The following is a 22,986-nucleotide window of genomic DNA, read 5'->3' on the forward strand; positions in this document are numbered from 1 at the left end:
TCGATCAGCAGTCGGTTGCTTCGCTGGCCTTGGCGCTGTTGAAACCGGCGACCACGGGGCGCGGAGTGTTCGGCTGCGCGGTTTCGTCCAGCTTCTTGTGGAAGCCGGCAACCTGCGCCGACAGGTTCTGGACCTGGGTGGCGAGGTAGCGGTTGTCCTGCTCCAGCTTGGCCATGGCCGCATCCTGCTCGCCGACCGCGCCGAGCACCTGGGTGGCGAACTGGGCAACGTCGAAGTCCAACGACTCGCGCGTCGGCTCGGGCGCGGGCTTCGGCTTGGCGCCCAGGCCGAGGCTGGACAGCAGGGCTGCAACCGGTCCCTGCCGCACTTCCGGCTGCTCCACATCGGTGAAGGTGATCTCGGTCTCGGCCGCCTCGGAGAAGACATTGCCCGGGGCCTGCTTGCGGTCCTTCAGCGGGCTGTCGTCGGGGAACTTGGCCGAGAACGCCAGCATGTTGGTGCCGATGCTCGCCGGCGAATCGGTGACGGCCAGGCCGTACAGATACGCCTTGCCGCTGTCGGCAAATTCCGGGGCGATCTCGATGCTGGTGAAGAGCTTCTGCTTGCGGACGTTCACCATGTCGACCAGGTCGTCAGTCGGCTCGACCTGAGCGAACAGCGCCATCTTCTTCTTGCCGGCGATCTCGACTTCCTCGGCCTTGACTGCAACCACATCGCCGTACGCGCGGAACGGGCTGTCCGGCAGCGCACTGCGCAGGTGTTCCACCCAGATGCGGGCGCCGTATACGTCCGGGCTGTAGGTTTCGGCGATGTCCAGGATCTGCTGGCGTTCGATGACGCGGCCATCGGTGGTGGCGCCTTCGACAGCCACACGGAAGAACTGGGAACGCTTCTTGTCGGTCTTGCTGGCCATCTCGCCCTCGGCTGGTATCAGTGCGCATCGGTTGTCGATGCGATGACCCATGTTCGGGTGAGGAAAATGTTGCGGCAACGCGAAGAGCGTGTAAGCGCATGATCTACGTGGGTTTTTGACTGTCGCGCGCGCGAGGCGACAGGCAACCTGTAAAGGTGCAAAGCGTAGCCGAAAAACTCAACGTAGATCCCCGTCGCCAGGCAAAGTTTTTGTACTGGATGGGCTGGCGCATCTGCGATATCTGCGAGTTGATCGGTGAGAAGGAAAAGACCGTCCACAGCTGGAAGGCGCGCGACGAATGGGACCGCGCCGATACCGTGGAGCGTGTTGGCGGCGCCTTGGAGGCGCGGTTGGCCATCCTGATCCACAAGGAAGGTAAGACCGGCGGCGACTTCAAAGAGATCGACCTGCTGCATCGGCAGCTGGAGCGGCAGGCTCGCATCCAGCGTTACCAGGGCGGCGGCAACGAAGCGGACCTGAACCCAGCGGTCGCCAACCGCAACGCTGGCCCGAAGAAGAAGGCCCGCAAGAACGAGTTCAGCGAAGAGGAAGTGGAACGGCTGCAGCAGGCGTTCCTCGACGGGTGCTTCGATTACCAGCGCGATTGGTACCGCGCCGGCAGCGAGCGGACGCGCGTGATCCTCAAGTCGCGGCAGATCGGCGCCACCTACTACTTTGCCCGCGAGGCGCTGATCGACGCGCTGATCAGCGGCCGCAATCAGATCTTCCTGAGCGCATCCAAGAGTCAGGCGCACATCTTCCTGGGCTACATGCGTGGCTTCGTGCGCGAGGTGCTGGACCGCGACCTCACCGGCGATCCCATCGTCCTGGCCAACGGCGCTGAGCTGTTCTTTCTGGGCACCAACGCACGCACCGCGCAGGGCTACCACGGGAACTTCTACTTCGACGAATTCTTCTGGACCTACGGCTTCAACCAGCTGAACAAGGTCGCCAGCGGCATGGCGATGCACAAGAAATGGCGCAAGACGTACTTCAGCACGCCTTCCACCATGGCGCACGAAGCCTACGATTTCTGGACGGGTGAGCGCTTCAACAAGGGCAAGCCGACCTCCCAGCAGGTATCGATCGATGTCAGCCACGGCCGGCTGGGCAGTGGCCGACGCTGCGAGGACGCTATCTGGCGGCAGATCGTCACAGTGCTCGACGCGGCCGACCGAGGGTGCGATCTGTTCGATGTGGCCGAGCTGCGGCGCGATTACAGCGCCGAGGAATTCGCCAACCTGCTGATGTGCGAGTTCGTGGACGACAGCGCCAGCGTGTTCCCGCTGACGATGCTGCAGCCGTGCCAGGTGGACAGCTGGGTGGAGTGGGCCGGCGAGTTCAGCCCCTTCGCCATGCGCCCATATGGCGACCGCGCGGTGTGGATTGGGTACGACCCGGCCGAGACGGGCGACAGTGCCGGCATCGTGATTGTGGCGCCGCCCCAAGTGCCCGGTGGCAAGTTCCGCGTGCTGGAGCGTCACCAGTTCAAGGGCATGGACTTCGGTGACCAGGCGGCGTTTATCCAGAAGGTCACCCAGCGCTACTGGGTCACCTACATCGGGATCGACGCCACCGGCATGGGCACCGGTGTGGCCCAGCTTGTCCGCCAGTTCTTCCCGGGGTTGACCACCTTCAGCTACTCGCCCGAGGTGAAGACGCGGCTGGTGCTCAAGGCGTTCGATGTCATCAAGAACGAGCGTCTGGAATATGACGCCGGCTGGACCGACATGACCCAGTCGCTGCTTGCCATCCAGAAGACCAGCACGGCCAGCGGCCGACAGACCACCTACACGGCGGGGCGCTCGCGCACGACCGGCCACGCCGATCTGGCGTGGGCGCTGCTGCATGCCCTGCAGAACGAACCGCTCGAAGGCGGCGCCGCCGCCCGCAGCACCATGGAGATTTTCTGATGATCGACACCGACCAGGGCGCTGCCACCGCGCCGGCAGGGCCCATCGAAGCGTTCACGTTCGGGGAGCCGACGCCCGTGCTGGAATCGCGCGGCATCCTCGACTACCTCGAATGCTGGCGTAACGGGCGCTACTACGAGCCGCCGGTCGACCTGCAGGGGCTGTCACGCACCACCCGCGCCAACCCGTATTTGCAGAGCGGCCTGACCTTCAAACGCAACATGCTGGTCCGCACCTTCGTCCCCCACAAGCTCATGAGCCGCGCCACCTTCGCGCAGCTGGCGTTGGACTACACCACCTTCGGCATGGCATACGTCGAGCGTCGCAAGGCCCTGTCGGGCGCCTCGCACAGCTTGGCTGTGCCGCTGGCGCAGTACGTCCGGCGTGGGGTTGTTGAGGGCGAGTACTTTCAGGTGCGGGCAGGCCGCATGGAGCATGAGTTCCCGGTCGGCCAGGTGTACCAGCTTCGGGAATCGGATGCCGACCAGGAGGTCTACGGCTTGCCCGAGTGGATGCCGGCCGTCCAGGCCGCGCTGCTCAATGAGTCGGCCACGCTGTTCCGCCGCAAGTACTACAACAACGGCTCGCACGCCGGCTTCATCCTGTACCTGACCGACTCCCAGGCGGAATCGTCCGACGTAACTGGCCTGCGCGAGGCGCTCAAGGCCGCGCGTGGTCCGGGCAACTTCCGGAACCTGTTCGTGCACTCGCCCAACGGTAAGAAGGACGGCCTGCAGATCATCCCCGTGAGCGAGGTCGCGGCCAAGGATGAGTTCGCCAACATCAAGGGCGTGACGCGCGATGACATGCTGGCCGCGCTGCGCGTGCCGCCACAGCTGCTCGGCATCGTGCCCCAGAATAGCGGCGGCTTCGGCTCGATCCGCGACGCGGCAACAGTCTGGGCTGCGATGGAACTGGCACCGTTGCAGACGCGCATCACAGCGATCAACGACTGGCTGGGCCAAGAGGTGATCCGCTTCGCTCCCTTTGAACTTGCACCGGCGGTGGCATGAAGAACCTGCGTTGTGGCGACTGCGCCAAGCTGCTGGCTAAGGCCGGCGGCGTCTATGAGATCCAGATCAAGTGCCCCCGCTGCGGGGTGCTGAACCACATGAAGGCCGCGAGCCTCCCCTCGGATCGCCGCGAGCGACCCCAAGAAGGCTCTACCCATGAAGAACGAACTGATCCACGGCGATGCGCTGACCGTCCTGCCGACGCTGCCGGCCGCGAGCTTCGACGCCCTCATCACTGACCCGCCCTACGCCAGCGGAGGCACGCACGCATCGTCGCGGCAGCAGGCACCGCAGGTGAAGTACATGCAGGGCGGCAGAGAGCAGCTGCACGCCGATTTCGTCGGCGATGAACGCGACCAGCGCTCGCACCTGGCATGGATGCGGCTGTGGCTGTCCGAGTGCAGTCGCGTGTTGAAGGACGGCGCCCCCGTGCTGTTGTTCACCGACTGGCGACAGTTGCCGCTGACCACGGACGCACTGCAGTGCGCCGGCTTTACTTGGCGCGGTGTTGCCGTGTGGGACAAGACCGAGGGCGTGCGACCCCAGCTGGGGCGCTTCCGCAACCAGGCCGAGTACGTGGTGTGGGGCAGCAAGGGCACCATGCCCTTGGGACGGCGCGCACCGGTGCTGCCTGGCGTCATTCGTGAGCCGGTGAGGAAAGCCGACAAGCATCACATGACCGGGAAGCCGACCGACCTTATGCGCCAGCTGGTGCGGATCTGCGAAGAGGGGGGGCGGATCCTCGATCCCTTTGCTGGGTCCGGTACCACGCTGGTGGCCGCGGATCTTGAGGGCTATAGCTGGACGGGGATCGAGATGACCGGGCACTACCACGACGTAGCGCGTTCGAGGTTGGTGTTGGCGTAAGCACCTAGTCGAGAAAGCCGCTCTAGGGCGGCTTTTTTGCTGCTCTGGAAGTTTCTAATGCAGCTCTACGGCGGGCGGAGATACCTCGAACAGCAGGGCTGTGTCGGAACGTCGCCCACTGCCGTCTACGAGCCACACGCTAAAGGCTGGAATGTAATGATGAACTCCATCTGCGTTGATCTCATTACCGTCCATCGTCACATCTCTTCCTTCTGCGCTGCGTTGCCACGCATGCCCGTGGACCACGGGCGCTCCGGCCCCGAAGCTAACGGCGGGCCATGAGGCGTTTTCTGCATTGCCTTTAAGGTCGTCAACATAAATCATCCATTTATACGGATCGGCGACGGTGATAGCGCCGCCATCGGGGACAGCGGCAACTGATCCCGCGTTGGGCCCATGGAGCACGAGAATCTGCAACTGCTGGCCTTGGCCAGGCAGGTTGCTCTTGAACGCAAGCGCCCAGATGTCGCGAATCTTCAACAACGACCCCGGCTTCGCTGTAGCTGCGACGACCTTCTTAAACGCATCTATGGGATACATTTTCCTGCCCTCCTTAAGTGGTTGGTGCGCTGGGCTAGCCCAAAGCATCTACAGCCAGCGTCTCAAGCCTTTCTCTTCCTTTGGTTCCAACGCGAGAAAGGGTTGGAACACAGCCTTCGCTGCACTGGGTTGCTCCAAGATCCAGTCGTGCAACTCGTCTATTTTCTCGTACGAGTGCGCTATTTTTCCGTCCTCGCCCCGGACCCCCTGCCTGTACCGATGCTCTTCGATGATCAGGCCACGAATGCGTTCATCCATCTGCCGGATGTATTCCTGCACGTCTTTGCCGAACAAGAAGTCGGCCTCCACAGTTCCCTCTCGGAATTCCGCCAAGTCGTCCTGGGTGAAGGTGGCGTTGGCCATAAATGCGCCGATGAGATCTTTGACCGCACCGTAGACCTTGAGGCGTCGGTCGTAGAAATCCAATCGCAGCTTGCTTTCGTTGATCCGGACTTGCTGTCGTGAGACGCGAAGTGCGGCGATAGCGACGATTGGCGCGGCCAGCGCCTTCAGTAAGTCCAATAGACCATTGGGAATGGCCCAGTCCCAGATGGCACGCGCGGCCTGTATGGCGGGCTGTAGATAGTCCATCGACGTCTCCATAGGAAGCTGAATTATGCGTCCGCCGCCCGTCGAGCGTAGGCAGGGGCGACAGCGGGTCACGGCCGTGCCCCATCACGACGCAGCTATTCATCATATACATACGAGAACGGGCGCGTTCGTACGGAAGCTAGTCGCTGACCCCGGCGCGCGCACTCGTCTCCCCGCCACGCCTGCGGTCTTCGGACCCCTCTTTTTCTGCAGGCCTGCGATAGGCCGTCAGGGGCCGCCGCAGCTGCTGCTCACGGCGTTTTCTAGATAGGCCTCGTCCCTGCGGATCCCTGCGACGAGCAGCTCCACCGTGGCCGTCCTTGACGGCTTCCAGCGAGGGGCGGCAGTGCTCGAATTTCTTGGAGTCCCACCGGAACCAGGTAACGGGGTAATTCGGGTCCAGAAAACACCGCCCACCCTAGTGGCACAAGAGGTTGAGCAGGTTACCTCTGAGGGTGATCTGAGGTAATTTCCTACGGCAATGGAAGTAATGTAATTGATTTCAAAGGAAATTCTTTCAGATCGATGTTACCTGCCGGAAAGGTAATCAGGTTACCTAGACGTTACCCTAAAATTACCTTTGATGAATTGACATAAGATATTGATTGTATTGAACAAAATTGAGGTTTTGGCAGGGTGATTACCTAAGTTACCTGTTTCCGATGGTCGTCCAAAAATTCCGCCATATGGGGCCAAAAGCGCTCAGAGCCTCACTGCTTCCCGCCGTGCACGTACGCGCTGACGGTCAGGCGACCGGCTGCAGCAGCTGTTCGGCGTTGTTCCGGGGCGTGTTGACGGCTCGGCTTACCCGGTAGGCTTCCATCGCCGGCGGCTCGCTGGCCAGGAGCATTGCCATTGCGTCATCGGCATCGGCCTTCAGCCAAGCCTCGGCCTGGCCAGGTGACAGCCACACCGGCATCCGGTCGTGGATGTCGGCCGACACGCCGCTGCTGTCGCCGGTGATCACGGTAAAGGTGCCCAGGTTCCCCTCGGGCAGTAGCTTGCTGGCGTCCTCCCAGAGGCCGGCCGCCCATAGCGGCATCGCGGCGTGGATGAACCAAGGATCCTTCTTGCCGTCCTGGGCGCTGACCGACCACTCGTAGTAGCCGGCCATGGGGATCAAGCACCGGCGCGCCTTGAACGCGCTTCGGAACGCCGGCTTGGTGGCCACCGTCTCGATCCGGGCATTGATGGTCGACCCCTGCAGCCCCTTGGCCTTCGCCCAGAAGGGCAGCAGCCCCCATGAGAGCCGCTGGACCTGCAGCCCTTCGCCTCGATCAAGGATGACGGCCGCGCGTTGCGTCGGCGCCAGGTTGTAGGTGGCTGGGAGGGACAACAGATCCCCTACCAGCTGCGGGAACCCCAAGCTGGCGGCGTCACGGATTGGGGTCTGGACGAATCGGCCGCACATGCCGGCAACATACGCCACGCTGGGCGCGCCACCGTGGCGCCGCCTTCACAGCCACGGCGTGACTCTTGGCCCAACAACGGGGGAGACACCACCTACGGGTGGACTCCAGCTGGACGCGGCGCGGACCCGCAGGTCAGGGCAGGCAGCGACCTCTTCCTAGTCACCTGCGGATCCGCGAGGCGGTCCACCGCTTGCCTGGAGGTCGCAGGATCTGAGAGCCGGACCCGTAGCATTCCCCGCCATGCTCCCTCCTGACTTCCACTGGCGTTCCGTGGCCTCCCGTCCCGATGGCAAGGACGATGCGGTGATGTGCGATGGCACGCAGGTGCTACGGCTCTCGGAGCGCATTAACGGCGGGGGATGGTTCGTCAGCCTGGACACGCAGCGACCCGACCGAGCGCAATGGATATTTAGGGAATGTAGCGGCTACGAGCAAGGCGTCGCCGGGGCGGAGATTTGGGTGTCCCGTCATCAAGACAGGCTGCGGGCCGAGATTGACAGGTTGCGGATCCACCGACGAAATCGGAAGTCATAACGCGCTGCAGGGCGAGTCCAATGGGCGAAAGTTCCATTGGACTGGAAGATCGGCACTGGCCGTGCCGCCTGCGACACCGCTTAGACAGCACCTGCTTTCGCGATGAAAGGTTGGAAAAGATCGGCGGCCTCTTGAGCGAACCCCCCCACCTGCTCGTCGTCTAGCCCCGGGAAGTGACGGCGTAGGTAGTTGCCGAACGCCCATCCCCTATACCGCGCCTCCTCAACTGGACCGAAGACGTCTCGAAACGTATGAGAAGCCAGGGCTGCGACACAGTATTGTAGAGTTTCCGCACCAAGCACGAAGTATGGGCAAACTTCCGGAAGTTCGCTGGGAAGATTCTCCTTCACCAGCCCCTCAACAACGAGTCGGTGCAAGGTAGAGAAAGTGGTGTCGCTGAACAATAGCCAGTCCTCCAGCGTCACCACCAGACAATACGCCCGCACAGAGCTAGCGCTCAGAGCCAAAAAGGGGCGATCTCGCAACATATTTGCATAGTTCTGCACCACGGCGTCCGCAAGGTACTGCAGTTCGGCGGCAAGGTCGGATGGGGTTGCAGCTACGCGCCCCTTCAGCGCAATTCTCTTCGCCTTGCACTCGATATACGCGACATCTGCTCCGTTTTCGACCACCCAATCAGAGCCGTGAAATGTTTGCTTTCCGATAGCTTTTGGTTTGGGCTTGGTGACGGTGTAAGTGCCAGGAAGTGATGAGAGCATTCGTCCCACAATTGCTTCGACTGCGCCGCCGTATGCGGCATCAAATTCGCCACCCTTCTCGAAGATATCAAAGAATATTCCTTCAATGAGGCGCGCTTCTAGAGCCGGCGGAAGGGGGCAATAAGCCCGCTCCATGTGTGCTCTATCCAGTGCGATGAGAGGGAAGAAGTGGAACGCGTTGAGGGTGTACTCCCATTGACTATTAAGCTGTTGCTCTTCCCGCATCTTGTCGGTCATCGCATCAACGTCGCCGACAATCCGCTCGAAGAATCGCTTCGACTGGGCCAGGTCGATCCCGAGTACGGAGAAGTCGGTTGTGGTGTTCAGGCGCGGGTTCCGGAGCGCGCTGCCCATGACCGCAAAAGCGAGCGCAAAGTACGCGTCGACTGCAATGCCAAGCCGCCTTTCGAACACGGCCTCAAGTGCGGGGAAGCGGTACAAGGCAAGGTAGCGACCGATCTTGGCCTTTGTAAGCCGACTGAATCTAGGCATCTGCTGGTGAGCAAGGCGATGCATGACCAACATCACGTCTTCGTTTTTCAGGTCGACGGATCCGTTGCCGTATTCCTTGATCGCATTGAACGCCATCGCGGCGCCGTTCCATGTCGCGAGAGTTGCCTTAGCAGGTTTGCCGTCTCGGCTTGCGTGGAGCAAGAGTTCGCGCGCAAGAAGGTCCAGCTCATGAGGAAATACGTGCTTCTCAATATTTCGTCTGACGCCCGCTTCGATGTGTTGATACGTCGGAGGAAGGGGCACTCCTCCCGCAAGCAGTCTAGAGAACTGCCAAATGTGTGTGAGAGATTCTTCCAGAGAGAAGTTCTGTAATGCCCGCCGTACCCGTTTGTAGTTCGGTTCCATCAGCCCTGTTCCTCGGTCGGCGTACGGTGCAATGATTCGGGTCGAAGCTGTGTGTACCGCTTTAATTCATTCCACGACTCATGCAGCGTGACTGCTGCCACTTCGGGTATGTCGTAACCCTGTTCAAACAGCCGGGAGGTGGCTTCGTGGCGGAGGTCGTGAAAGCACAGGTCCGCAATCTGCAGCTTGGTGCATGCTCGCGTAAAAGCGGTCCCCACCGAGTTGGAGTTGTAGGGAAAGATCGGTCCGTCTGCATCACCTCTGGGTTGCCGCTGCACGATTTCCCAGGCATCGCCTAGTAGGGGGAATCTCTTGTGATTCCCCGCCTTCTTTCGTGGGTGCTTGGCATCCCTGAGCAGGGCTGTCCGGTTCACGTGATCGACGTCGGACCACAGCAACCGGGTGATTTCGCTCTCGCGCTTGGCAGTCAGGATGGCGAAGTCGATGATGTCCACCATGGGAATGGTCGACCGCCATGCGGCGGCCCGGAAATGCTCCCGCAGGCGCTGTAGCTCATCGGGGGTAGGGCGCCTGTCGCGACGCTTCGATTTCCCGACCAGGCGCAACAGGCGGAGCACCGGCCGAGCTTCGGCCACGGGGTCGCTGGACAGCTTCACGCCCTTCATCGGCCCAGCCAGTTTCAGTAGCTCAGAGAGGTACCCTAACTCTACGTTCATGGTCGCGGGCGCACAGGCTGGGATAATCACCCCATTGGCCATCATGTGGTCGCCGCGGATCCGCCGGCGCGCGTGCTCGATCACGTCGTTGGCGGTTAGCCGCCTGGCCACGATGTCGCCGAGGCCCTCTCGGATCCGCGTCATGTTGCCGGAATGGGTTTTGGAGATGGCCCTGACGGTGGCCAGCTCGTTGGTCCGCCAGTCGATCAGCTCACCGATGGTGATGTCCTCACCTGGTGTGCCACCTCGGGCCTCGTAGTCAGCCTGCTCGCGTTCGATGCGATCGGCCCAGGCTCTCGCGGCGGTCTTGGTGGGAAAAGTGCGGTATTGGTCTTTGTGGCCCTTCCGGCGCACCATTGCGCGCCAGCGGCCGTTGCGGTTCTGTAGCGTAGCCATTGTTGTGCCATTCCCTGTTGTGCCAATTCCTCGCTGGCACAGTAATGGTACAACCGGTTGGGAAATGGCGGGAAAAACAGGGCAAATGCGGGAAGAAGCGAGTGCCTTATATGGTTGATAAGTCGATGAAATCTATGGAATTGAAGGGTATCCGCCTCTGCGTTGCGCCGATGATGGATTGGACGGACCGCCATTGCCGCGTGTTCCACCGGCTGCTGGCCCCGGGTGCGCGGCTGTACACGGAAATGGTGCACGCCAACGCCGTGATCCACGGCGACCGCGAGCGCCTGCTGGGCTTCGATGGCAGCGAACAGCCGTTGGCCCTGCAGCTGGGCGGCAGCGATCCGGCCCTGCTCGCGCAGGCTGCGCAGATCGCCCAGGACTGGGGCTACGACGAGGTCAACCTCAACTGCGGCTGCCCCTCCGACCGGGTCCAGGCCGGCCGCTTCGGCGCCTGCCTGATGCGCGAGCCCACCCTGGTGGCCGAGTGCGTGGCGGCCATGGTCGGCGCGGTGGACATCCCGGTCACGGTAAAATGCCGGTTGGGCGTGGATGAAGACAACGACTACGAAACCTTCGTGAACTTCGTCGATCAGTCCGCCAACGCCGGCAGCGCGATGTTCATCGTGCACGCCCGCAATGCCTGGCTGAAGGGTCTGTCGCCGAAGGAAAACCGCGAAGTGCCGCCGCTGCGCTACGACTGGGCGCACCGGCTCAAGGCCGACCGCCCGCAGTTGCAGATCGTGCTCAACGGCGGCTTGGCCACGGTGGACGCCGCGCAGGCCCAGCTACCCGCGCTGGACGGGGTGATGCTGGGCCGCGCCGCCTACCACGACCCCTACGTGCTGCATCAGCTGGAGGCTGCGCAGACCGGTGCTGCACTGCAGCCACGCGAGGCCCTGCTGCGCGCCATGCGCCCCTACATCGAGGCCCAGCTGGCCCGTGGGCTGGCCCTGAAGCACATCACCCGCCACCTGCTGGGCCTGTTCCACGGGCAGCCCGGTGGCCGCGCCTTCCGCCAGGTGCTCAGCGAGGGCGCGCACCGGCCCGGCGCCGATTGGAGCCTGATCGAGCAGGCCCTGACCATCACCCGCGACCAAGCCGAACGCGTCGCAGCGTGAACCGCGTCTCAGACCGCGCTTGACATCGGGCGACAAGTAGCCGTCAATGTTCACCTAGATGAACAAAGCGATGCGGCGGTCAGAAAAGTTCAGACCGGATTCACTGCGTAAAACCAAGAATTTGCAAAAGATTCGTAAAGTGCCGGCCCAGGCTGGCGGCTGCCGATTCACAACTTTTGAACGTTTTGACGCGCTCCGCTAGGATCAGACCTGATGTCATCCGTAACCCGCCACCGCCGTTTTGCCGTTGTCGCCCTGCTGGCGAGCGGTGCCGTTGCTGCCATCGGCAGTGCCGGCGCCCAGGCCCCCCAGCCGGATCCGGCCCGGGCCGAGGCGATGGTGCGGGCCTCCCGCGGTGCTCCCCAGGAGCGTTCCCTGTCCGACGCCGTGCGCCGGGTCCAGCGGACCACCGGTGGCCACATCCTCGGCGCGGAGCGGGTGCCCTATGACGGCCGGGACATCAACCGGGTGAAATACATGGATGACAGGGGTCGCGTCCGCTACATGGACGATCCGGCCCAGCCGCGTTCACAGCCCCGCACGCCGCGTTCGGATATGTCATCACTACGCTGCGATAACCCCTGAACGGGGATAGTTGTCCGCAGTCATCTGTTAGCCACTGGCCCCAGGCCACACCCAGGACACTAGGGAGAGTTCATGCGTATCCTTCTGGTCGAAGACGAAGCCCCGCTGCGGGAAACCCTTGCAGCCCGGCTCAAGCGCGAAGGCTTTGCCGTCGATGCCGCACAGGACGGTGAGGAAGGTCTGTACATGGGCCGCGAAGTGCCGTTCGACGTAGGCATCATCGATCTGGGCCTGCCCAAGATGTCGGGCATGGAACTGATCAAGGCGCTGCGCGACGAGGGCAAGAAGTTCCCCGTGCTGATCCTTACCGCCCGCTCGAGCTGGCAGGACAAGGTCGAAGGGCTCAAGCAGGGCGCCGACGATTACCTCGTCAAGCCGTTCCACGTCGAAGAGCTGCTGGCACGCGTCAACGCGCTGCTGCGCCGCGCGGCGGGCTGGAGCAAGCCGACGCTCGAATGCGGTCCGGTCGCGCTGGATCTTGCCGCGCAGACCGTCAGCGTTGCAGGCAGCAACGTGGACCTCACCAGCTACGAGTACAAGGTGCTGGAATACCTGATGATGCATGCCGGTGAACTGGTCTCCAAGGCCGACCTCACCGAACACATCTATCAGCAGGATTTCGACCGCGACTCGAACGTGCTGGAAGTGTTCATCGGCCGCCTGCGCAAGAAGCTGGATCCGGACGGCGAACTCAAGCCGATCGAAACCGTGCGTGGCCGCGGCTACCGCTTCGCGATTCCGCGCAACGAGGGCTGAGCCGTTAGTCCGGCGATGGGATGATGTCAGGCCGTCTGTGGTTCTTTAAACGCTGGCGGCCGCGCTCCCTGCAGGCACGCCAGCTGCTGGCTGCAAGTGTGAGCCTGCTCGCCTTCCTGGCGATTGCAGGCTACGCACTGGATGCGGCGTTCGCCGACACGGCGCGCGCCAACCTGCGCGAGCGCCTGAAAAACTATGCGACCGCCTACGCGGCCGGCATCGACTTCACCCGCGACCGCTCGCTGTACATCCGCGAACAACCGCCGGATCCCCGCTTCGACGTGCCAGGCAGCGGCCTGTACCTGCAGGTCGTCATGCCGGACGGAAAAGGCAACTCCATGTCCGCCGAAGGCCCGATGCTGCCCACCGTGGGCGGCAAGCTGCTGGCGCCGCGACAGGAAGTGTTCGAAGGCCCGCTGCCGATGATCCAGATCGACGGCAGCCAGGGCTCGGTGTACCGCTATGGCCTGGGCCTGGTGTGGGATGCCGACGCCGACCCCGCCACCGAATTCCCGTACACCATCTACGTGATGGAAGACTCGCGCGCGCTCGGTGCGCAGCTGCGCGTGTTCCGTGGCCGGGTGTGGTTCTGGATGGGCGGCGCGGGGTTGATCCTGCTGCTGTTGCAGACCGTCATCCTGCAGTGGAGCCTGCGCCCGATGCGGCGGGTGATCACCGAGCTGACCAAGGTGCAGCGCGGCGAAACCGAGCGCATGAGCGAACGCCACCCGCGCGAGCTGGAACCGCTCACCGACAGCATCAATGCCTTCATTGAAAGCGAGCGCGAGAACCTCGAGCGCCAGCGCAACACCCTGGCCGACCTGGCGCACAGCCTGAAAACGCCCCTGGCGGTACTGCGCACGCAGCTCGACAGTGGCGCGGCCGACCAGGACCTGCGCCAGGAATTCGATGTGCAGCTGCGCCGCATGAACAACCTGGTGTCCTACCAGCTGGCGCGTGCCGCATCGTCGGGCCACAAGCTGTTCTCGGCGCCGCTGCCGATCGAGTCCAACGCCGAGGAAATCGTGCGCGGGCTGGAGAAGGTGTACGCCTCGAAGGGCGTGCTGTGCGAGTTCGATATCGACGACGGTGCGCGCTTCCACGGCGAGCCGGGCGACCTGCAGGAACTGCTGGGCAACCTGCTGGAGAATGCGTTCAAGTGGGCCAACCGCCGCGTGCTGCTCACCGCCAAGCCGTTCAGCGCACCGGGCATGCGTCGCGCCGGGCTGGTGCTGTCGGTGGACGATGACGGCCCGGGCATTGCCCCGGACGACATCGCCAAGGTGCTGCAACGTGGCGTGCGCGGCGACGAACGCGTGCAGGGCCACGGCATCGGCCTGTCGATCGTGCAGGACCTGATCAAGGACTATCGCGGCGAACTGCAGGTGAAGCGTTCGCCGGAACTGGGTGGCGCGCGGTTTGAAGTGAAGTTGCCGCCCGGGCCGTAAGTCCAGGGCGTACCGACCAACGGTCGGTACCTACCGAATGGTTGTTTACCGGTACGTACCGACCGTTGGTCGGTATGTGCCCGAATGGTTGTTTCCCGGTAGGTACCGACCGTTGGTCGGTACGCCGTCAAAACGCAGGCGGCGCCCCGTAAAACCGTCTCAAATGCGCGGCCACCACCGGCATCTCTGCTTCCAGCAGATCCGGCGCCGAGAAGTGATACTCGGTCGCTACCGCAAAAAACTCATCCGGCGCTTCGGCCGCATACGGGTCAATCACCGTCTCCACCCCGGCATCCACCTGCGCGCACAGCGCATCGAAGGCCTGCTGGAAATCGGCGGCCCACTGCTGCTGCCACGCACGCGGCAGCGGCGGGGTGCCATCGAGCACGCCATCGAGCACATCGATGCGGTGCGCCATCTCATGCACCACCACGCACGCGCCTTCGTGCGGATGCTCCAGCTCGGCCTGCACGTCATGCCAGGACAGCAGCAGCGGACCGTTGTGCGAGACCTGGCCGATCGCTTCCTCTTCCCACTCGTGCAGCACCCCGTCTTCGTCCATCTCGCTCTGCGGCACGATGAAGCCTTCGGGGTACACCAGCACCTGCGACCAGCCGCGCAATCCCACCTCACCCAGTTCCAGCAGCGGCAGGCAACACAGGGCGGCGATCAGCACCGCGTCATCGTCGCCCAGCTGCAGCCCGCCAATGGGGGTGATGGTCTTGTCGTGCAGGAACGCCGCAGCCAGTACACGCAGGCGCTGCACACGCTCGGGCGGCAAGCCGCGCAGCCACGCGGTGCGCTGGCAGGTGCGTTGCCAGGCGGAATCAGGAATCGGGCGCGGTGACGAGCGCAGCCAGCGCAACAACGACTGGATCAGCGGAACATGCCCGGCAGGAAGCTGTGCCATTTCGGCGCACGCAGGCGCGGCAGCACATCGTCATCGCCGCCACCGCCGGTGCTGCCCGGCGCGGTCGCGCTCGGCTTGACCGTGGTCGGCGCGGTGCTGGTCGGCGTGGCCGCCGGGGCCGCGCGCTCTTCAGCTGCCGAATACACGCAGCCACCCCGTCCCGAGCTGGTCAGCGCATCGGAAGCGTGCGCGGCCATCGGGGCCAACAGCAGGAGCAGGCAATGGGCGAACGGGCGCATCGTCAACATCCGGAAGGGCGAAGGGGGTCAATCTTCGATTCTAGCCCGATTCACCGTCTCAATTGGAAGCCCCCGGGCGGGCGCTGCCCGACGCTTTCCCGCATAATTTTGCCGATCAACCGATGGAAGCTGCCGTGGACGACCGCCAACTGCTGGCCAAACTGGGCGCCGGGCGACTGTCCGGCGACGCGCTGGCCCGCGAGCTGGGCCAGACCCGTGCCGCAATTTGGAAGCGAATTCAAGGGCTTAGAGCGGCAGGTATCGAGATCGATGGCCGCGCCGGCGATGGCTACCAGCTGCAGCAGCACCTGGACCTGCTCGACGCCCAGGCCATTGCGACCCAGCTGCCCCCTGCGCTGAAGCCCCTGCTGGACGCCCTCGAGGTGGCCTGGACCGTGGGTTCGACCAATACGGAATTGTTGCGGTGCAGCGCGCCGGAGCGCGGCGCGCGGGTGCTGCTGGCCGAGCGCCAGACCGGCGGCCGTGGCCGTCGCGGCCGGGCCTGGGCCTCGCCGCTGGCCGCGCACGTGTACCTGTCGGTGCTGCGCGGCTTCGCAGGCGGGCTGTCGCGGCTGGGCGGGCTGAGCCTGGTTGCGGGCGTGGCGGTGGCCGAGGCACTGCGCGCGCAGGGCGTTGCCAACGTAGGCCTGAAGTGGCCCAACGACATCGTGGTGGACGGGCAGAAGCTCGGCGGCCTGCTGGTCGAAGGCGGCGGCGAGTTCGCCGGCCCGGCGCGCGCGGTGATCGGGCTGGGCATCAACGTGCGCATGCCGGCCGCATTCGCCGCCGAAATCACCCAGCCGTGGACCGACCTGGCCACGCTGCTGGGCCACGACATCGAACGCAACGCGGTGGTGGCCTGGCTGCTGCAGGCCCTGCTGCCGGCCCTGGAGGCGTTCGAGCGCGACGGCCTGGCCCCGTTCCTGCCACGCTATGCCGCGCTGGACAGCCTGGCCGGGCGCACGGTGCGGGTGGACGATGGCGGCGTGATGCATGAAGGGCAGGCGCTGGGGCTGGCCGACGATGGCGCGCTGCGCGTGCGTATCGACGGCAGCGAACGGGTGTTCCATGCCGGGGAAGTCAGCGTGAGGGCGCAATGAGCGATTGGTTGTTCGACCTGGGGAATTCGCGGTTCAAGTTCGCCCCGCTGCAGGGCATCCGCGCGGGTGACGTGCAGGCGTGGCCGCATGGCGCCGAAGCGATGCCGGCCGATGCACTGGCGCAGCTGCCCAGCGGCGACACCGCCTACGTGGCCAGCGTGGCCGCCGCCGCGCTCACCGCCAGCATGCTCGAGGTACTGCGCGCGCGCTTCCGCCACGTTCGCGTGGCGAAAACCGAAGCCAGCTGCGCCGGCGTGCGCATCGCCTACGCCGATCCGTCGAAGTTCGGAGTGGACCGCTATCTTGCGCTGATCGCCGCCGCCGAACGGCAGGAAGCCGTGGTCGTGGCCGGCGTCGGCACCGCGCTCACCATCGACCTGCTTGATGCCGATGGCCAGCATCACGGTGGCCGTATTGCTGCATCGCCAACCACCATGCGCGAAGCCCTGCATGCCCGCGCAGTGCAGCTGCCCGCGCAGGGCGGCGATTACAGCGAGTTCGCCAACGACACCGCCGACGCACTCGCGTCCGGTTGCGATGGCGCAGCTGTCGCGTTGATCGAACGCAGCCGCGTGCAGGCCGCCGCCGTGCTGGGCAGGGTGCCCGCGTTGCTGGTGCATGGCGGCGGCGCACCGGCGCTGATGCCGTTGCTGGCCGATGCGCAGTTCCAACCGGCATTGGTACTCGATGGTCTCGCGCGCTGGGCGGTGCACCAGCCACCGGCGTCGCGGTAGGATCGGCGCATGCTTACCCGTGCCCTGATCGTCGTACTGGCCATCCTCAACGTGGGCGTTGCGCTGTGGTGGATGCTGCGCGGCGAACCCGCGCCGGCTCCGCCCGCCACGCCCACCGGCGTAGCCCAGCTGCAGCTGCTCGACAGCCCCAGTGCACCGGCGGCGGCCGCAACCGCGCCGGCCGCAGCAAGCGCGCCCCCCGCTGCCGCGACCACGGCCTTGGCCGACGCCACTCCGGCACCGCCCAAGCCCGCCGCACCAACCCCGACCCCGGCCGCAACCGCCGCCGTAGAGCCGGGCCCTGCCCGGATGCCCGAAACCCCACCGGCGCCCACGCCCCCCGGCCCGCTCCAATGCATCAGCCTAGGCCCCTTCGCCGATCGCGACACCGCCATGGCCGCCCAGGGCAAAGCCGGCGAACTCGTTCAGCGTTCGCGCCTGCGTGAGGTCCCCAAACCCGGCGCCAGCAGCACCTACCGCGTGATGATGCCGGCCGCCGCCAGCCGCGAAGAGGCCCAGGCCACGGTCAAACGCATTGCCGCGGCGGGCATCAGCGATTACTACATCATGGCCCAGGGCGAAGATGCCAACGCCATTGCCCTCGGCCAGTACCGCAACCGCGAAGGCGCCGAGCGCCGCCTGGCGGCCCTGAGTGCGGCCGGCTTCAGCGCCCGCCTGGTCGGCGGCAGCGAAGGCAGCGCGCAATGGTGGGTGGATGCGGCCCTGGCCGACAAGGCCAGCCCCAGCGCAGCCCGCCAGCGCAGTGGCGCGGCCCAGCAACGCTCGCTGGAATGCGCGGGCTTGCGCTAGAATCGCCGTCCGCGCCGGCAATGCCGTCGCCGTGCCTTTGCCGGCATAGCTCAGTTGGTAGAGCAACCGCCTTGTAAGCGGTAGGTCCCCAGTTCGAATCCGGGTGTCGGCACCATTTTTCTCCCGCGCCATAGATGCTCTCTGTGGAAACGGGTCATCTGTCCGCCAAACTTCGATTGGCGCGTTGCGGCACCGTCACCGAGACTCTTCTGCTCATCTTTCAGTTCGCCGAGGGCGAACCAAGGGAGCAGCATGTACTTCATGTATGTGGATGAGAGCGGGGATCCTGGCATGGTGAACTCACCCAGCCGATACTTCGTTCTTTCCGGGTTGGTGGTTCACGAGCGGGACTGGCGCCTGTCGCTGGACGCACTGGTCGCTTTCCGGCTTCGTATCAGGGATCACTTCGAACTGAAGCTGAGGGAAGAAATCCACGCTGCCCAGTTCGTACGCGGCTCAGAGGAGCTATCGCGCATCGCTAAACATGATCGCCTCGCCATACTTCGTCACTTTGCAGATGAGTTGGCGCGATTGCCGGACGCCAACCTGATCAACGTGGTCGTAGATAAACAGGGGAAAGGCGCCGGTTACGACCCATTCGAAAAGGGTTGGCAGGCCTTGATCCAGCGATTCGAAAACACGATCGCCTTCCGGAACTTTCGCGGGACCGCCGGCCAGGAAGAAAGAGGCATGATCTTTGCCGATGGTGACCCACAGAAGAAGCTCACGCAGTTGCTCCGTAAGATGCGCCACCACAACCCAGTGCCGAGTCAGCTTGGGGGGTACCGGTCATTACAGCTGAGGCGCATCCTGGAAGATCCGGTCTATCGCGATTCCCGGCACTCGTTGCTGATCCAGTCTGCGGATCTCTGTGCGTTTCTGCTTTACCAGCGGCTCGCGCCGAATGGGTACATGCGAAGAAAAGGGGGTAGCCACTACTTCGACCGATTGTCGCCGATGCTCTGCAGAGCGGCCAGTACGCAGGACCCTGAAGGGATTGTCCGGCTGTCGAGAGAAAAAGGGCACCTTTCGGTGCCCGGGTAGATCCTACTGGGTGGACGAGCCGCCGGTCAGATCTGATCCCAAAGTAACACAGTTCTCGCAAACTGGTGCAGCATAAAAATCAATGACTTAAGCGATATCGATAGGCAGGAGCTTGGGTCAATTCGTCTCTGCGTACCGATACGACAGCAGCGACTTCACCAGGAACGTCACCTGCGTGGCCGAACGCGCGTCCACGCGCATTACCGGCAGGCGATGGCCTGCGTCGAACAGCGCATTACGGAATTCCGGAATCAACAGCGCCGGGTACTCATCGGTGCGCGTCACGCCCACCGCCAGGCTCGCTTCCGGCGCGATGCGCGAAAACTCCTGCAGCAGTTCCACCGTGGATGCGACCGGCTCCGGGTGACCGGCGCTGACCAGCACGATCACACCCAGCGCGCCTTCGCACACCATCGGCCACATGAAATCGAGGTAGCGCTGGCCTGGCACGCCGTATACGTGCAGCAGTTCGCCATCGTCCAGTTCGATCGAGCTGTAATCGAGGGCGACAGTGGTCTCCACCTTGTCGCCCATCGCGTCTTCGCTCATCGGCATTTCGGTGCTCACCGGCTCCACATCCGAGATCGCACGCACCGCCGTGGTCTTGCCGGCGCCCATGCTGCCCACGAACACCAGCTTGTTGGCGGGCAGGCTCATGACGTGCTCCCCTGGAACAGGTTCAGGCCGAAACGTCGCGCCACCCACGAGAAGAAGCGCGAATCACCGGCGTCGCGGCGGCGGGAGGTTTGGGGCACGGCAGGCTCCTGGGTCAGTGCGAGGCCACTGGCTACAGCAGCACAGAAGAGGGATTGCACCGTGTTGCGCGGCATCTGGCAAGCCGCCGCCAACGCATTGGGCTGCCACGGGCGGGCGTGCAGGCAGGCAATGGCCAGCAGCCAGGTGCTGGGCACATCGTCCGGGTTGAGGTCAGGCCAATGGCGCAACTTCATCGGCGCATGCTCGGCAGGTGCCGGCAACAGCAGGGGGCGATGCCGGGCGATGCAGAAATACAGCGCTTCAAACGAGTAGCGCTGCGGCAACCGGTATGCGTACTGGTGCTGGAACGTCGGCGCATCGATGACGCTGCCCGACCAGGCCACATCATCCAATTGCGACACCAGCTCGGACAGCGTCGTCGTGGGCGGCAGCGCGATGCTGCGCGTGGCGGTATCCACCAGCACGGTGATCGCGCCCCGCTGCAGCAGGTGCAGGTTTGATCCGGTGGACGAAGCCAGCTGCAGCAGCAGCGGCACACCGTCGGCGGGCCGGTCCACGCTGGGCGCGGCCTGCAGCAGGCTGGACAGCTGTTCGTTGATGTCGCGCACCGTGGCGCCGTGCGGCAGGCGCCCCGGGGCAGGATCGGCATAGCGGCGTGCGATCGACAGCGTCGGCACGTTGGCCGCATGCGCTTCGCTGAGCGCGCGCGCGGCATCGGCATGATCCAGGCCGATGACCAGCAGGTCGCAGGCATCGCCGGGCCACGGCTGCAGCACCACCTCCATGCGCTCGGCGAGCAGCATGGAACTGGCCAGTTTCAGGCGCGTCTGATGCAGCACATCCAGCCCGATGGCGGCAATGCGGAAAGAACGGGTGGGGGTATTCATGGGGGTGTACCGCGCAACCGAAGCGACCACCGCGCCGCGCCCGGTCAGGGCAGCGGCGCGGCGGCAGTGCCTGCGATCAGCTGAAGTCCAGGGTCTTCTCGAAGGCCTTCAGTTCATGGCGCGACATGGCCAGGTTGGCCTTGCTGCGGTCCATCACCACGTACAGGAACAGCAGCGGATTGCTTTCCAGCGGGCGGATCAGGTGGTACTGCGTGGTCAGGGTGATCAGCAGGTCTTCCAGGGTGTCCGACAGGCCCAGCTGCTCGGCCACGCGGCGCTTGGCGCGCACGACTTCGGTGTTGCCCGCGGCCGCCAGTTCCAGGTTGATGTTGCCGCCGCCGACCATGGCCAGGGCCATGCCGCTGTCACCGTCGACCAGGGCGGCGCCGACGAAACCGGCGAGCGAATTGAGCTTTTCCAGATTGAGATTGGGCACGTAAATCCTTTTTACTTCAGGCAGTGGGAGAGGCAGGCCAAGGCCTGCCGGAAGGGCACGACAAAACCGAAGGGTGCTCAGGCCGCGCGCGGGCGCAGCACGGAATCGAGGCGGGAGGCGCATTCGCGCGCGTGGAACAGCAGCACGGCCATGTTGACCTCGTGGCCGGCCACGGCGGTGAGGGTCAGCGGCTTGTCGGCCTGGATGCGGATCAGCACCACGTTGCCGAGCTTGGTGCAGATGGTGGCGTAGTCCGCTTCGCTCAGCGCCAGCTCGCGCGAGACGGTCTCGCCAAGGGTCAGGAACGAATTGGCCATGGCGGCCAGGCGGCGGCCATCCACGCCCAGCGTGGAATCTTCGGCCACGGCGCGGCCGTCGGCGGTGGACAGCATCAGCAGGCTCAGCCCGCGCTCGCGTTCGCGCGCATGCTGGAAGGCCTGTTCAATGGCGGCGGTGTCATACAACTGCCGGGCCGGCTGGCTCTCGCCACTGGCATTGCGGACGATCTGGTGGATGCTGCTGCGCTGCACGTACTGCCCCCTGAAACACGACAAAACTCGGACCAACCCTGCGCGGGTTAGTCAATCAGTACTGCGAAGAAGTGTGAAATGTAGCACGTAATTTTTGCCTTCACGGCCAACGTAAGATGAACCGCAGTGTTCCTTTCGTGTGTGTCAACGCATTGACACATAAGGCTTTCGCGCTGGGTCCGGATGCGACGTGGCGGGTCAGTGAGCGCCGCCAGCGGTCAGCCTTTCGGCGGCCGCTGTTGCGTCGCCGCGAGTGGTTTGCCGGCCGGATCACTAGACTGGTGGGATTTTCCGTGTGTGGAGTCAGCATGAGTAATCGTCAACCTGCGGTGTCCCTGATCGGCGTGCCCACGGATATCGGGGCCGGTGCCCGGGGTGCCGGACTGGGGCCGGAGGCGCTGCGCATCGCCGGCCTGGGCGAGGCCTTGGCCGCGCGCGGCGTGGACGTGCGCGACTGCGGCAACCTGGATGGCCCGCGCAACCCGTGGACGCCGCCGGAGCAGGGCTACCGCCACCTGGATGAAGTGGTGGAATGGAACCGCGTGCTGATGGACGCCACCTATGCCGAACTGCGGGATGGGCGCCTGCCGATCATGCTGGGTGGCGACCACTGCCTGGGCATCGGCTCGATCACCGCCGTGGCGCGCTGGTGCCGCGAACAGGGCCGTGACCTGCGCGTGCTGTGGCTGGATGCGCATTCGGACTTCAACACCAGCGAGGTCACCCCGTCGGGCAACGTGCACGGCATGCCGGTGGCCTGCCTGTGCGGGCTGGGCCCGGACGCGTTGACGAAGCTGGGCGGTGATTCCCCGGCGATCTGCCCGCAGCAGGTGCGCCAGATCGGCATCCGTTCGGTGGACCAGGAAGAGAAGCGCCTGATCAAGCAGCACAAGGTCGATGTGTACGACATGCGCTACATCGACGAGGCCGGCATGAAGCGCGCGGTGGAAGCGGCGCTGGAAGGTATCGACGAAAACACCCACCTGCACGTGAGCTTCGACGTGGACTTCCTCGACCCCAGCATCGCCCCGGGCGTGGGCACCACCGTGCCGGGCGGGGTGAACTACCGCGAGGCGCAGCTGGTGATGGAGATGATCGCCGACACCGGCCGCATGGGCTCGCTGGACATCGTCGAACTCAACCCGCTGCTGGACAACCGCAACGCCACCGCGGTGCTGGCCGTGGACCTGGTGGAAAGCCTGTTCGGCAAGTCCACGCTGATGCGCGACTGAGCGCCAGCAGGGTTTCCCGGCGCGTGGCTGAACGGCCACGCGC

At 64.5% G+C, this 22,986-nt stretch carries 25 protein-coding genes and 1 tRNA gene; 14 read left to right on the top strand and 12 right to left on the bottom strand.

Annotation, left to right across the window (positions count from 1 at the left end; translation table 11 throughout):
• Positions 1-4: 4 nt before the first annotated feature.
• Positions 5-874, bottom strand: a complete 870-nt coding sequence (locus QMX79_RS04600) for a GPO family capsid scaffolding protein (RefSeq protein WP_282244857.1) — start codon at positions 872-874, stop codon at positions 5-7.
• Between the two features lie 155 nt (positions 875-1,029).
• On the opposite strand from QMX79_RS04600, the gene QMX79_RS04605 reads away from it, so the two are divergent.
• The 4 genes from QMX79_RS04605 to QMX79_RS04620 are packed head-to-tail and all read left to right on the top strand — an operon-like array spanning position 1,030 to position 4,667.
• Positions 1,030-2,787, top strand: a complete 1,758-nt coding sequence (locus QMX79_RS04605; protein ID WP_282244858.1) for a terminase ATPase subunit family protein — start codon at positions 1,030-1,032, stop codon at positions 2,785-2,787.
• On the top strand, positions 2,787-3,800 hold the full coding sequence (locus QMX79_RS04610; RefSeq protein ID WP_282244859.1) for a phage portal protein: 1,014 nt from the start codon (positions 2,787-2,789) through the stop codon (positions 3,798-3,800). Before QMX79_RS04605 ends, QMX79_RS04610 begins: the two co-directional genes overlap by 1 nt.
• A complete protein-coding gene (locus QMX79_RS04615) occupies positions 3,797-4,039 on the top strand; it encodes a Com family DNA-binding transcriptional regulator (protein ID WP_282244860.1) in 243 nt (80 codons plus the stop codon). The genes QMX79_RS04610 and QMX79_RS04615 overlap by 4 nt, the downstream gene beginning before the upstream one ends.
• Positions 3,957-4,667 (top strand): site-specific DNA-methyltransferase, encoded by a 711-nt coding sequence (locus tag QMX79_RS04620; RefSeq protein ID WP_282244861.1) that lies wholly within the window; start codon positions 3,957-3,959, stop codon positions 4,665-4,667. Before QMX79_RS04615 ends, QMX79_RS04620 begins: the two co-directional genes overlap by 83 nt.
• A gap of 54 nt (positions 4,668-4,721) precedes the next feature.
• Here QMX79_RS04620 and QMX79_RS04625 read toward each other — a convergent pair whose 3' ends face one another.
• The 5 genes from QMX79_RS04625 to QMX79_RS04645 form a co-directional block, all read right to left on the bottom strand.
• Positions 4,722-5,207, bottom strand: a complete 486-nt coding sequence (locus QMX79_RS04625) for a hypothetical protein (protein ID WP_282244862.1) — start codon at positions 5,205-5,207, stop codon at positions 4,722-4,724.
• Between the two features lie 48 nt (positions 5,208-5,255).
• Entirely contained in the window at positions 5,256-5,798 is a 543-nt protein-coding gene (locus QMX79_RS04630; RefSeq protein WP_282244863.1) for a hypothetical protein, read from the bottom strand.
• Between the two features lie 745 nt (positions 5,799-6,543).
• The gene (locus tag QMX79_RS04635; protein WP_282244895.1) at positions 6,544-7,209 is read right to left on the bottom strand and encodes an SOS response-associated peptidase; all 666 of its coding nucleotides are present in this window, start codon (positions 7,207-7,209) and stop codon (positions 6,544-6,546) included.
• A 615-nt stretch (positions 7,210-7,824) separates the two neighbouring features.
• Positions 7,825-9,321 carry a hypothetical protein gene (locus QMX79_RS04640; RefSeq protein WP_282244864.1) on the bottom strand — a complete coding sequence of 499 codons (1,497 nt, stop codon included), beginning with the start codon at positions 9,319-9,321 and terminating at the stop codon, positions 7,825-7,827.
• On the bottom strand, positions 9,321-10,394 hold the full coding sequence (locus tag QMX79_RS04645; protein ID WP_282244865.1) for a site-specific integrase: 1,074 nt from the start codon (positions 10,392-10,394) through the stop codon (positions 9,321-9,323). The genes QMX79_RS04640 and QMX79_RS04645 overlap by 1 nt, the downstream gene beginning before the upstream one ends.
• Before the next feature lie 125 nt (positions 10,395-10,519).
• Here QMX79_RS04645 and dusA point away from each other — a divergent pair, with 125 nt between their 5' ends.
• The 4 genes from dusA (at position 10,520) to QMX79_RS04665 (ending at position 14,304) form a co-directional block, all read left to right on the top strand.
• Entirely contained in the window at positions 10,520-11,515 is a 996-nt protein-coding gene (dusA, locus tag QMX79_RS04650) for a tRNA dihydrouridine(20/20a) synthase DusA (protein ID WP_282244867.1), read from the top strand.
• A 213-nt stretch (positions 11,516-11,728) separates the two neighbouring features.
• Complete coding sequence (locus tag QMX79_RS04655) at positions 11,729-12,100, top strand: hypothetical protein (protein ID WP_282244869.1); 372 nt, start codon at positions 11,729-11,731, stop codon at positions 12,098-12,100.
• A 72-nt stretch (positions 12,101-12,172) separates the two neighbouring features.
• The gene (locus QMX79_RS04660; protein ID WP_004136763.1) at positions 12,173-12,856 is read left to right on the top strand and encodes a response regulator transcription factor; all 684 of its coding nucleotides are present in this window, start codon (positions 12,173-12,175) and stop codon (positions 12,854-12,856) included.
• A 23-nt stretch (positions 12,857-12,879) separates the two neighbouring features.
• Positions 12,880-14,304 carry a sensor histidine kinase gene (locus QMX79_RS04665; protein WP_068854505.1) on the top strand — a complete coding sequence of 475 codons (1,425 nt, stop codon included), beginning with the start codon at positions 12,880-12,882 and terminating at the stop codon, positions 14,302-14,304.
• Between the two features lie 127 nt (positions 14,305-14,431).
• Here QMX79_RS04665 and QMX79_RS04670 read toward each other — a convergent pair whose 3' ends face one another.
• The gene (locus tag QMX79_RS04670; RefSeq protein ID WP_282244873.1) at positions 14,432-15,214 is read right to left on the bottom strand and encodes a M90 family metallopeptidase; all 783 of its coding nucleotides are present in this window, start codon (positions 15,212-15,214) and stop codon (positions 14,432-14,434) included.
• Complete coding sequence (locus tag QMX79_RS04675) at positions 15,181-15,453, bottom strand: hypothetical protein (RefSeq protein WP_210133056.1); 273 nt, start codon at positions 15,451-15,453, stop codon at positions 15,181-15,183. Before QMX79_RS04675 ends, QMX79_RS04670 begins: the two co-directional genes overlap by 34 nt.
• Before the next feature lie 134 nt (positions 15,454-15,587).
• On the opposite strand from QMX79_RS04675, the gene birA reads away from it, so the two are divergent.
• From birA to QMX79_RS04700, 5 genes are all read left to right on the top strand, one after another.
• Entirely contained in the window at positions 15,588-16,553 is a 966-nt protein-coding gene (birA, locus tag QMX79_RS04680; protein ID WP_282244877.1) for a bifunctional biotin--[acetyl-CoA-carboxylase] ligase/biotin operon repressor BirA, read from the top strand.
• On the top strand, positions 16,550-17,287 hold the full coding sequence (locus tag QMX79_RS04685) for a type III pantothenate kinase (protein WP_282244879.1): 738 nt from the start codon (positions 16,550-16,552) through the stop codon (positions 17,285-17,287). Before birA ends, QMX79_RS04685 begins: the two co-directional genes overlap by 4 nt.
• A gap of 9 nt (positions 17,288-17,296) precedes the next feature.
• Positions 17,297-18,097, top strand: a complete 801-nt coding sequence (locus QMX79_RS04690) for an SPOR domain-containing protein (RefSeq protein WP_282244881.1) — start codon at positions 17,297-17,299, stop codon at positions 18,095-18,097.
• A gap of 39 nt (positions 18,098-18,136) precedes the next feature.
• Positions 18,137-18,212, top strand: a tRNA-Thr gene (locus tag QMX79_RS04695).
• 137 nt (positions 18,213-18,349) lie between these two features.
• Positions 18,350-19,141 (top strand): DUF3800 domain-containing protein, encoded by a 792-nt coding sequence (locus QMX79_RS04700; protein WP_282244883.1) that lies wholly within the window; start codon positions 18,350-18,352, stop codon positions 19,139-19,141.
• Positions 19,142-19,258: 117 nt separating this feature from the next.
• Here QMX79_RS04700 and QMX79_RS04705 read toward each other — a convergent pair whose 3' ends face one another.
• The 4 genes from QMX79_RS04705 to QMX79_RS04720 all read right to left on the bottom strand — a co-directional run bounded on the left by QMX79_RS04705 (position 19,259) and on the right by QMX79_RS04720 (position 21,711).
• Positions 19,259-19,798 carry an ATP/GTP-binding protein gene (locus QMX79_RS04705; RefSeq protein ID WP_068848575.1) on the bottom strand — a complete coding sequence of 180 codons (540 nt, stop codon included), beginning with the start codon at positions 19,796-19,798 and terminating at the stop codon, positions 19,259-19,261.
• Positions 19,795-20,745 carry a hypothetical protein gene (locus QMX79_RS04710; RefSeq protein WP_282244889.1) on the bottom strand — a complete coding sequence of 317 codons (951 nt, stop codon included), beginning with the start codon at positions 20,743-20,745 and terminating at the stop codon, positions 19,795-19,797. The genes QMX79_RS04705 and QMX79_RS04710 overlap by 4 nt, the downstream gene beginning before the upstream one ends.
• 76 nt (positions 20,746-20,821) lie before the next feature.
• Positions 20,822-21,181 (bottom strand): hypothetical protein, encoded by a 360-nt coding sequence (locus QMX79_RS04715; protein ID WP_068848577.1) that lies wholly within the window; start codon positions 21,179-21,181, stop codon positions 20,822-20,824.
• 77 nt (positions 21,182-21,258) lie between these two features.
• Positions 21,259-21,711, bottom strand: a complete 453-nt coding sequence (locus QMX79_RS04720; protein WP_068848579.1) for a hypothetical protein — start codon at positions 21,709-21,711, stop codon at positions 21,259-21,261.
• A gap of 308 nt (positions 21,712-22,019) precedes the next feature.
• Here QMX79_RS04720 and rocF point away from each other — a divergent pair, with 308 nt between their 5' ends.
• Positions 22,020-22,943: an arginase gene (rocF, locus tag QMX79_RS04725; protein WP_282244891.1), complete on the top strand. Its 924-nt coding sequence runs from the start codon at positions 22,020-22,022 to the stop codon at positions 22,941-22,943.
• Positions 22,944-22,986 lie beyond the last annotated feature (43 nt).

This window comes from Stenotrophomonas sp. PS02300, assembly GCF_029959395.1.
GTDB classification, from domain to species: Bacteria; Pseudomonadota; Gammaproteobacteria; order Xanthomonadales; family Xanthomonadaceae; genus Stenotrophomonas; species Stenotrophomonas maltophilia_AD.

Bases quoted from the DNA above. Each gene is read 5' to 3' on its own strand.
- QMX79_RS04690 (WP_282244881.1), top strand. From the start codon at position 17,297: ATGCTTACCCGTGCCCTGATCGTCGTACTGGCCATCCTCAACGTGGGC.
- QMX79_RS04600 (WP_282244857.1), bottom strand. From the start codon at position 874: ATGGCCAGCAAGACCGACAAGAAGCGTTCCCAGTTCTTCCGTGTGGCT.
- QMX79_RS04705 (WP_068848575.1), bottom strand. From the start codon at position 19,798: ATGAGCCTGCCCGCCAACAAGCTGGTGTTCGTGGGCAGCATGGGCGCC.
- QMX79_RS04625 (WP_282244862.1), bottom strand. From the start codon at position 5,207: ATGTATCCCATAGATGCGTTTAAGAAGGTCGTCGCAGCTACAGCGAAG.
- QMX79_RS04665 (WP_068854505.1), top strand. From the start codon at position 12,880: ATGTCAGGCCGTCTGTGGTTCTTTAAACGCTGGCGGCCGCGCTCCCTG.
- QMX79_RS04685 (WP_282244879.1), top strand. From the start codon at position 16,550: ATGAGCGATTGGTTGTTCGACCTGGGGAATTCGCGGTTCAAGTTCGCC.
- rocF (WP_282244891.1), top strand. From the start codon at position 22,020: ATGAGTAATCGTCAACCTGCGGTGTCCCTGATCGGCGTGCCCACGGAT.
- QMX79_RS04670 (WP_282244873.1), bottom strand. From the start codon at position 15,214: ATGGCACAGCTTCCTGCCGGGCATGTTCCGCTGATCCAGTCGTTGTTG.
- QMX79_RS04640 (WP_282244864.1), bottom strand. From the start codon at position 9,321: ATGGAACCGAACTACAAACGGGTACGGCGGGCATTACAGAACTTCTCT.
- QMX79_RS04710 (WP_282244889.1), bottom strand. From the start codon at position 20,745: ATGAATACCCCCACCCGTTCTTTCCGCATTGCCGCCATCGGGCTGGAT.
- QMX79_RS04630 (WP_282244863.1), bottom strand. From the start codon at position 5,798: ATGGACTATCTACAGCCCGCCATACAGGCCGCGCGTGCCATCTGGGAC.
- QMX79_RS04700 (WP_282244883.1), top strand. From the start codon at position 18,350: ATGTACTTCATGTATGTGGATGAGAGCGGGGATCCTGGCATGGTGAAC.
- dusA (WP_282244867.1), top strand. From the start codon at position 10,520: ATGAAATCTATGGAATTGAAGGGTATCCGCCTCTGCGTTGCGCCGATG.
- QMX79_RS04610 (WP_282244859.1), top strand. From the start codon at position 2,787: ATGATCGACACCGACCAGGGCGCTGCCACCGCGCCGGCAGGGCCCATC.
- QMX79_RS04675 (WP_210133056.1), bottom strand. From the start codon at position 15,453: ATGCGCCCGTTCGCCCATTGCCTGCTCCTGCTGTTGGCCCCGATGGCC.
- QMX79_RS04620 (WP_282244861.1), top strand. From the start codon at position 3,957: ATGAAGAACGAACTGATCCACGGCGATGCGCTGACCGTCCTGCCGACG.
- QMX79_RS04635 (WP_282244895.1), bottom strand. From the start codon at position 7,209: ATGTGCGGCCGATTCGTCCAGACCCCAATCCGTGACGCCGCCAGCTTG.
- QMX79_RS04660 (WP_004136763.1), top strand. From the start codon at position 12,173: ATGCGTATCCTTCTGGTCGAAGACGAAGCCCCGCTGCGGGAAACCCTT.
- QMX79_RS04655 (WP_282244869.1), top strand. From the start codon at position 11,729: ATGTCATCCGTAACCCGCCACCGCCGTTTTGCCGTTGTCGCCCTGCTG.
- QMX79_RS04615 (WP_282244860.1), top strand. From the start codon at position 3,797: ATGAAGAACCTGCGTTGTGGCGACTGCGCCAAGCTGCTGGCTAAGGCC.
- QMX79_RS04645 (WP_282244865.1), bottom strand. From the start codon at position 10,394: ATGGCTACGCTACAGAACCGCAACGGCCGCTGGCGCGCAATGGTGCGC.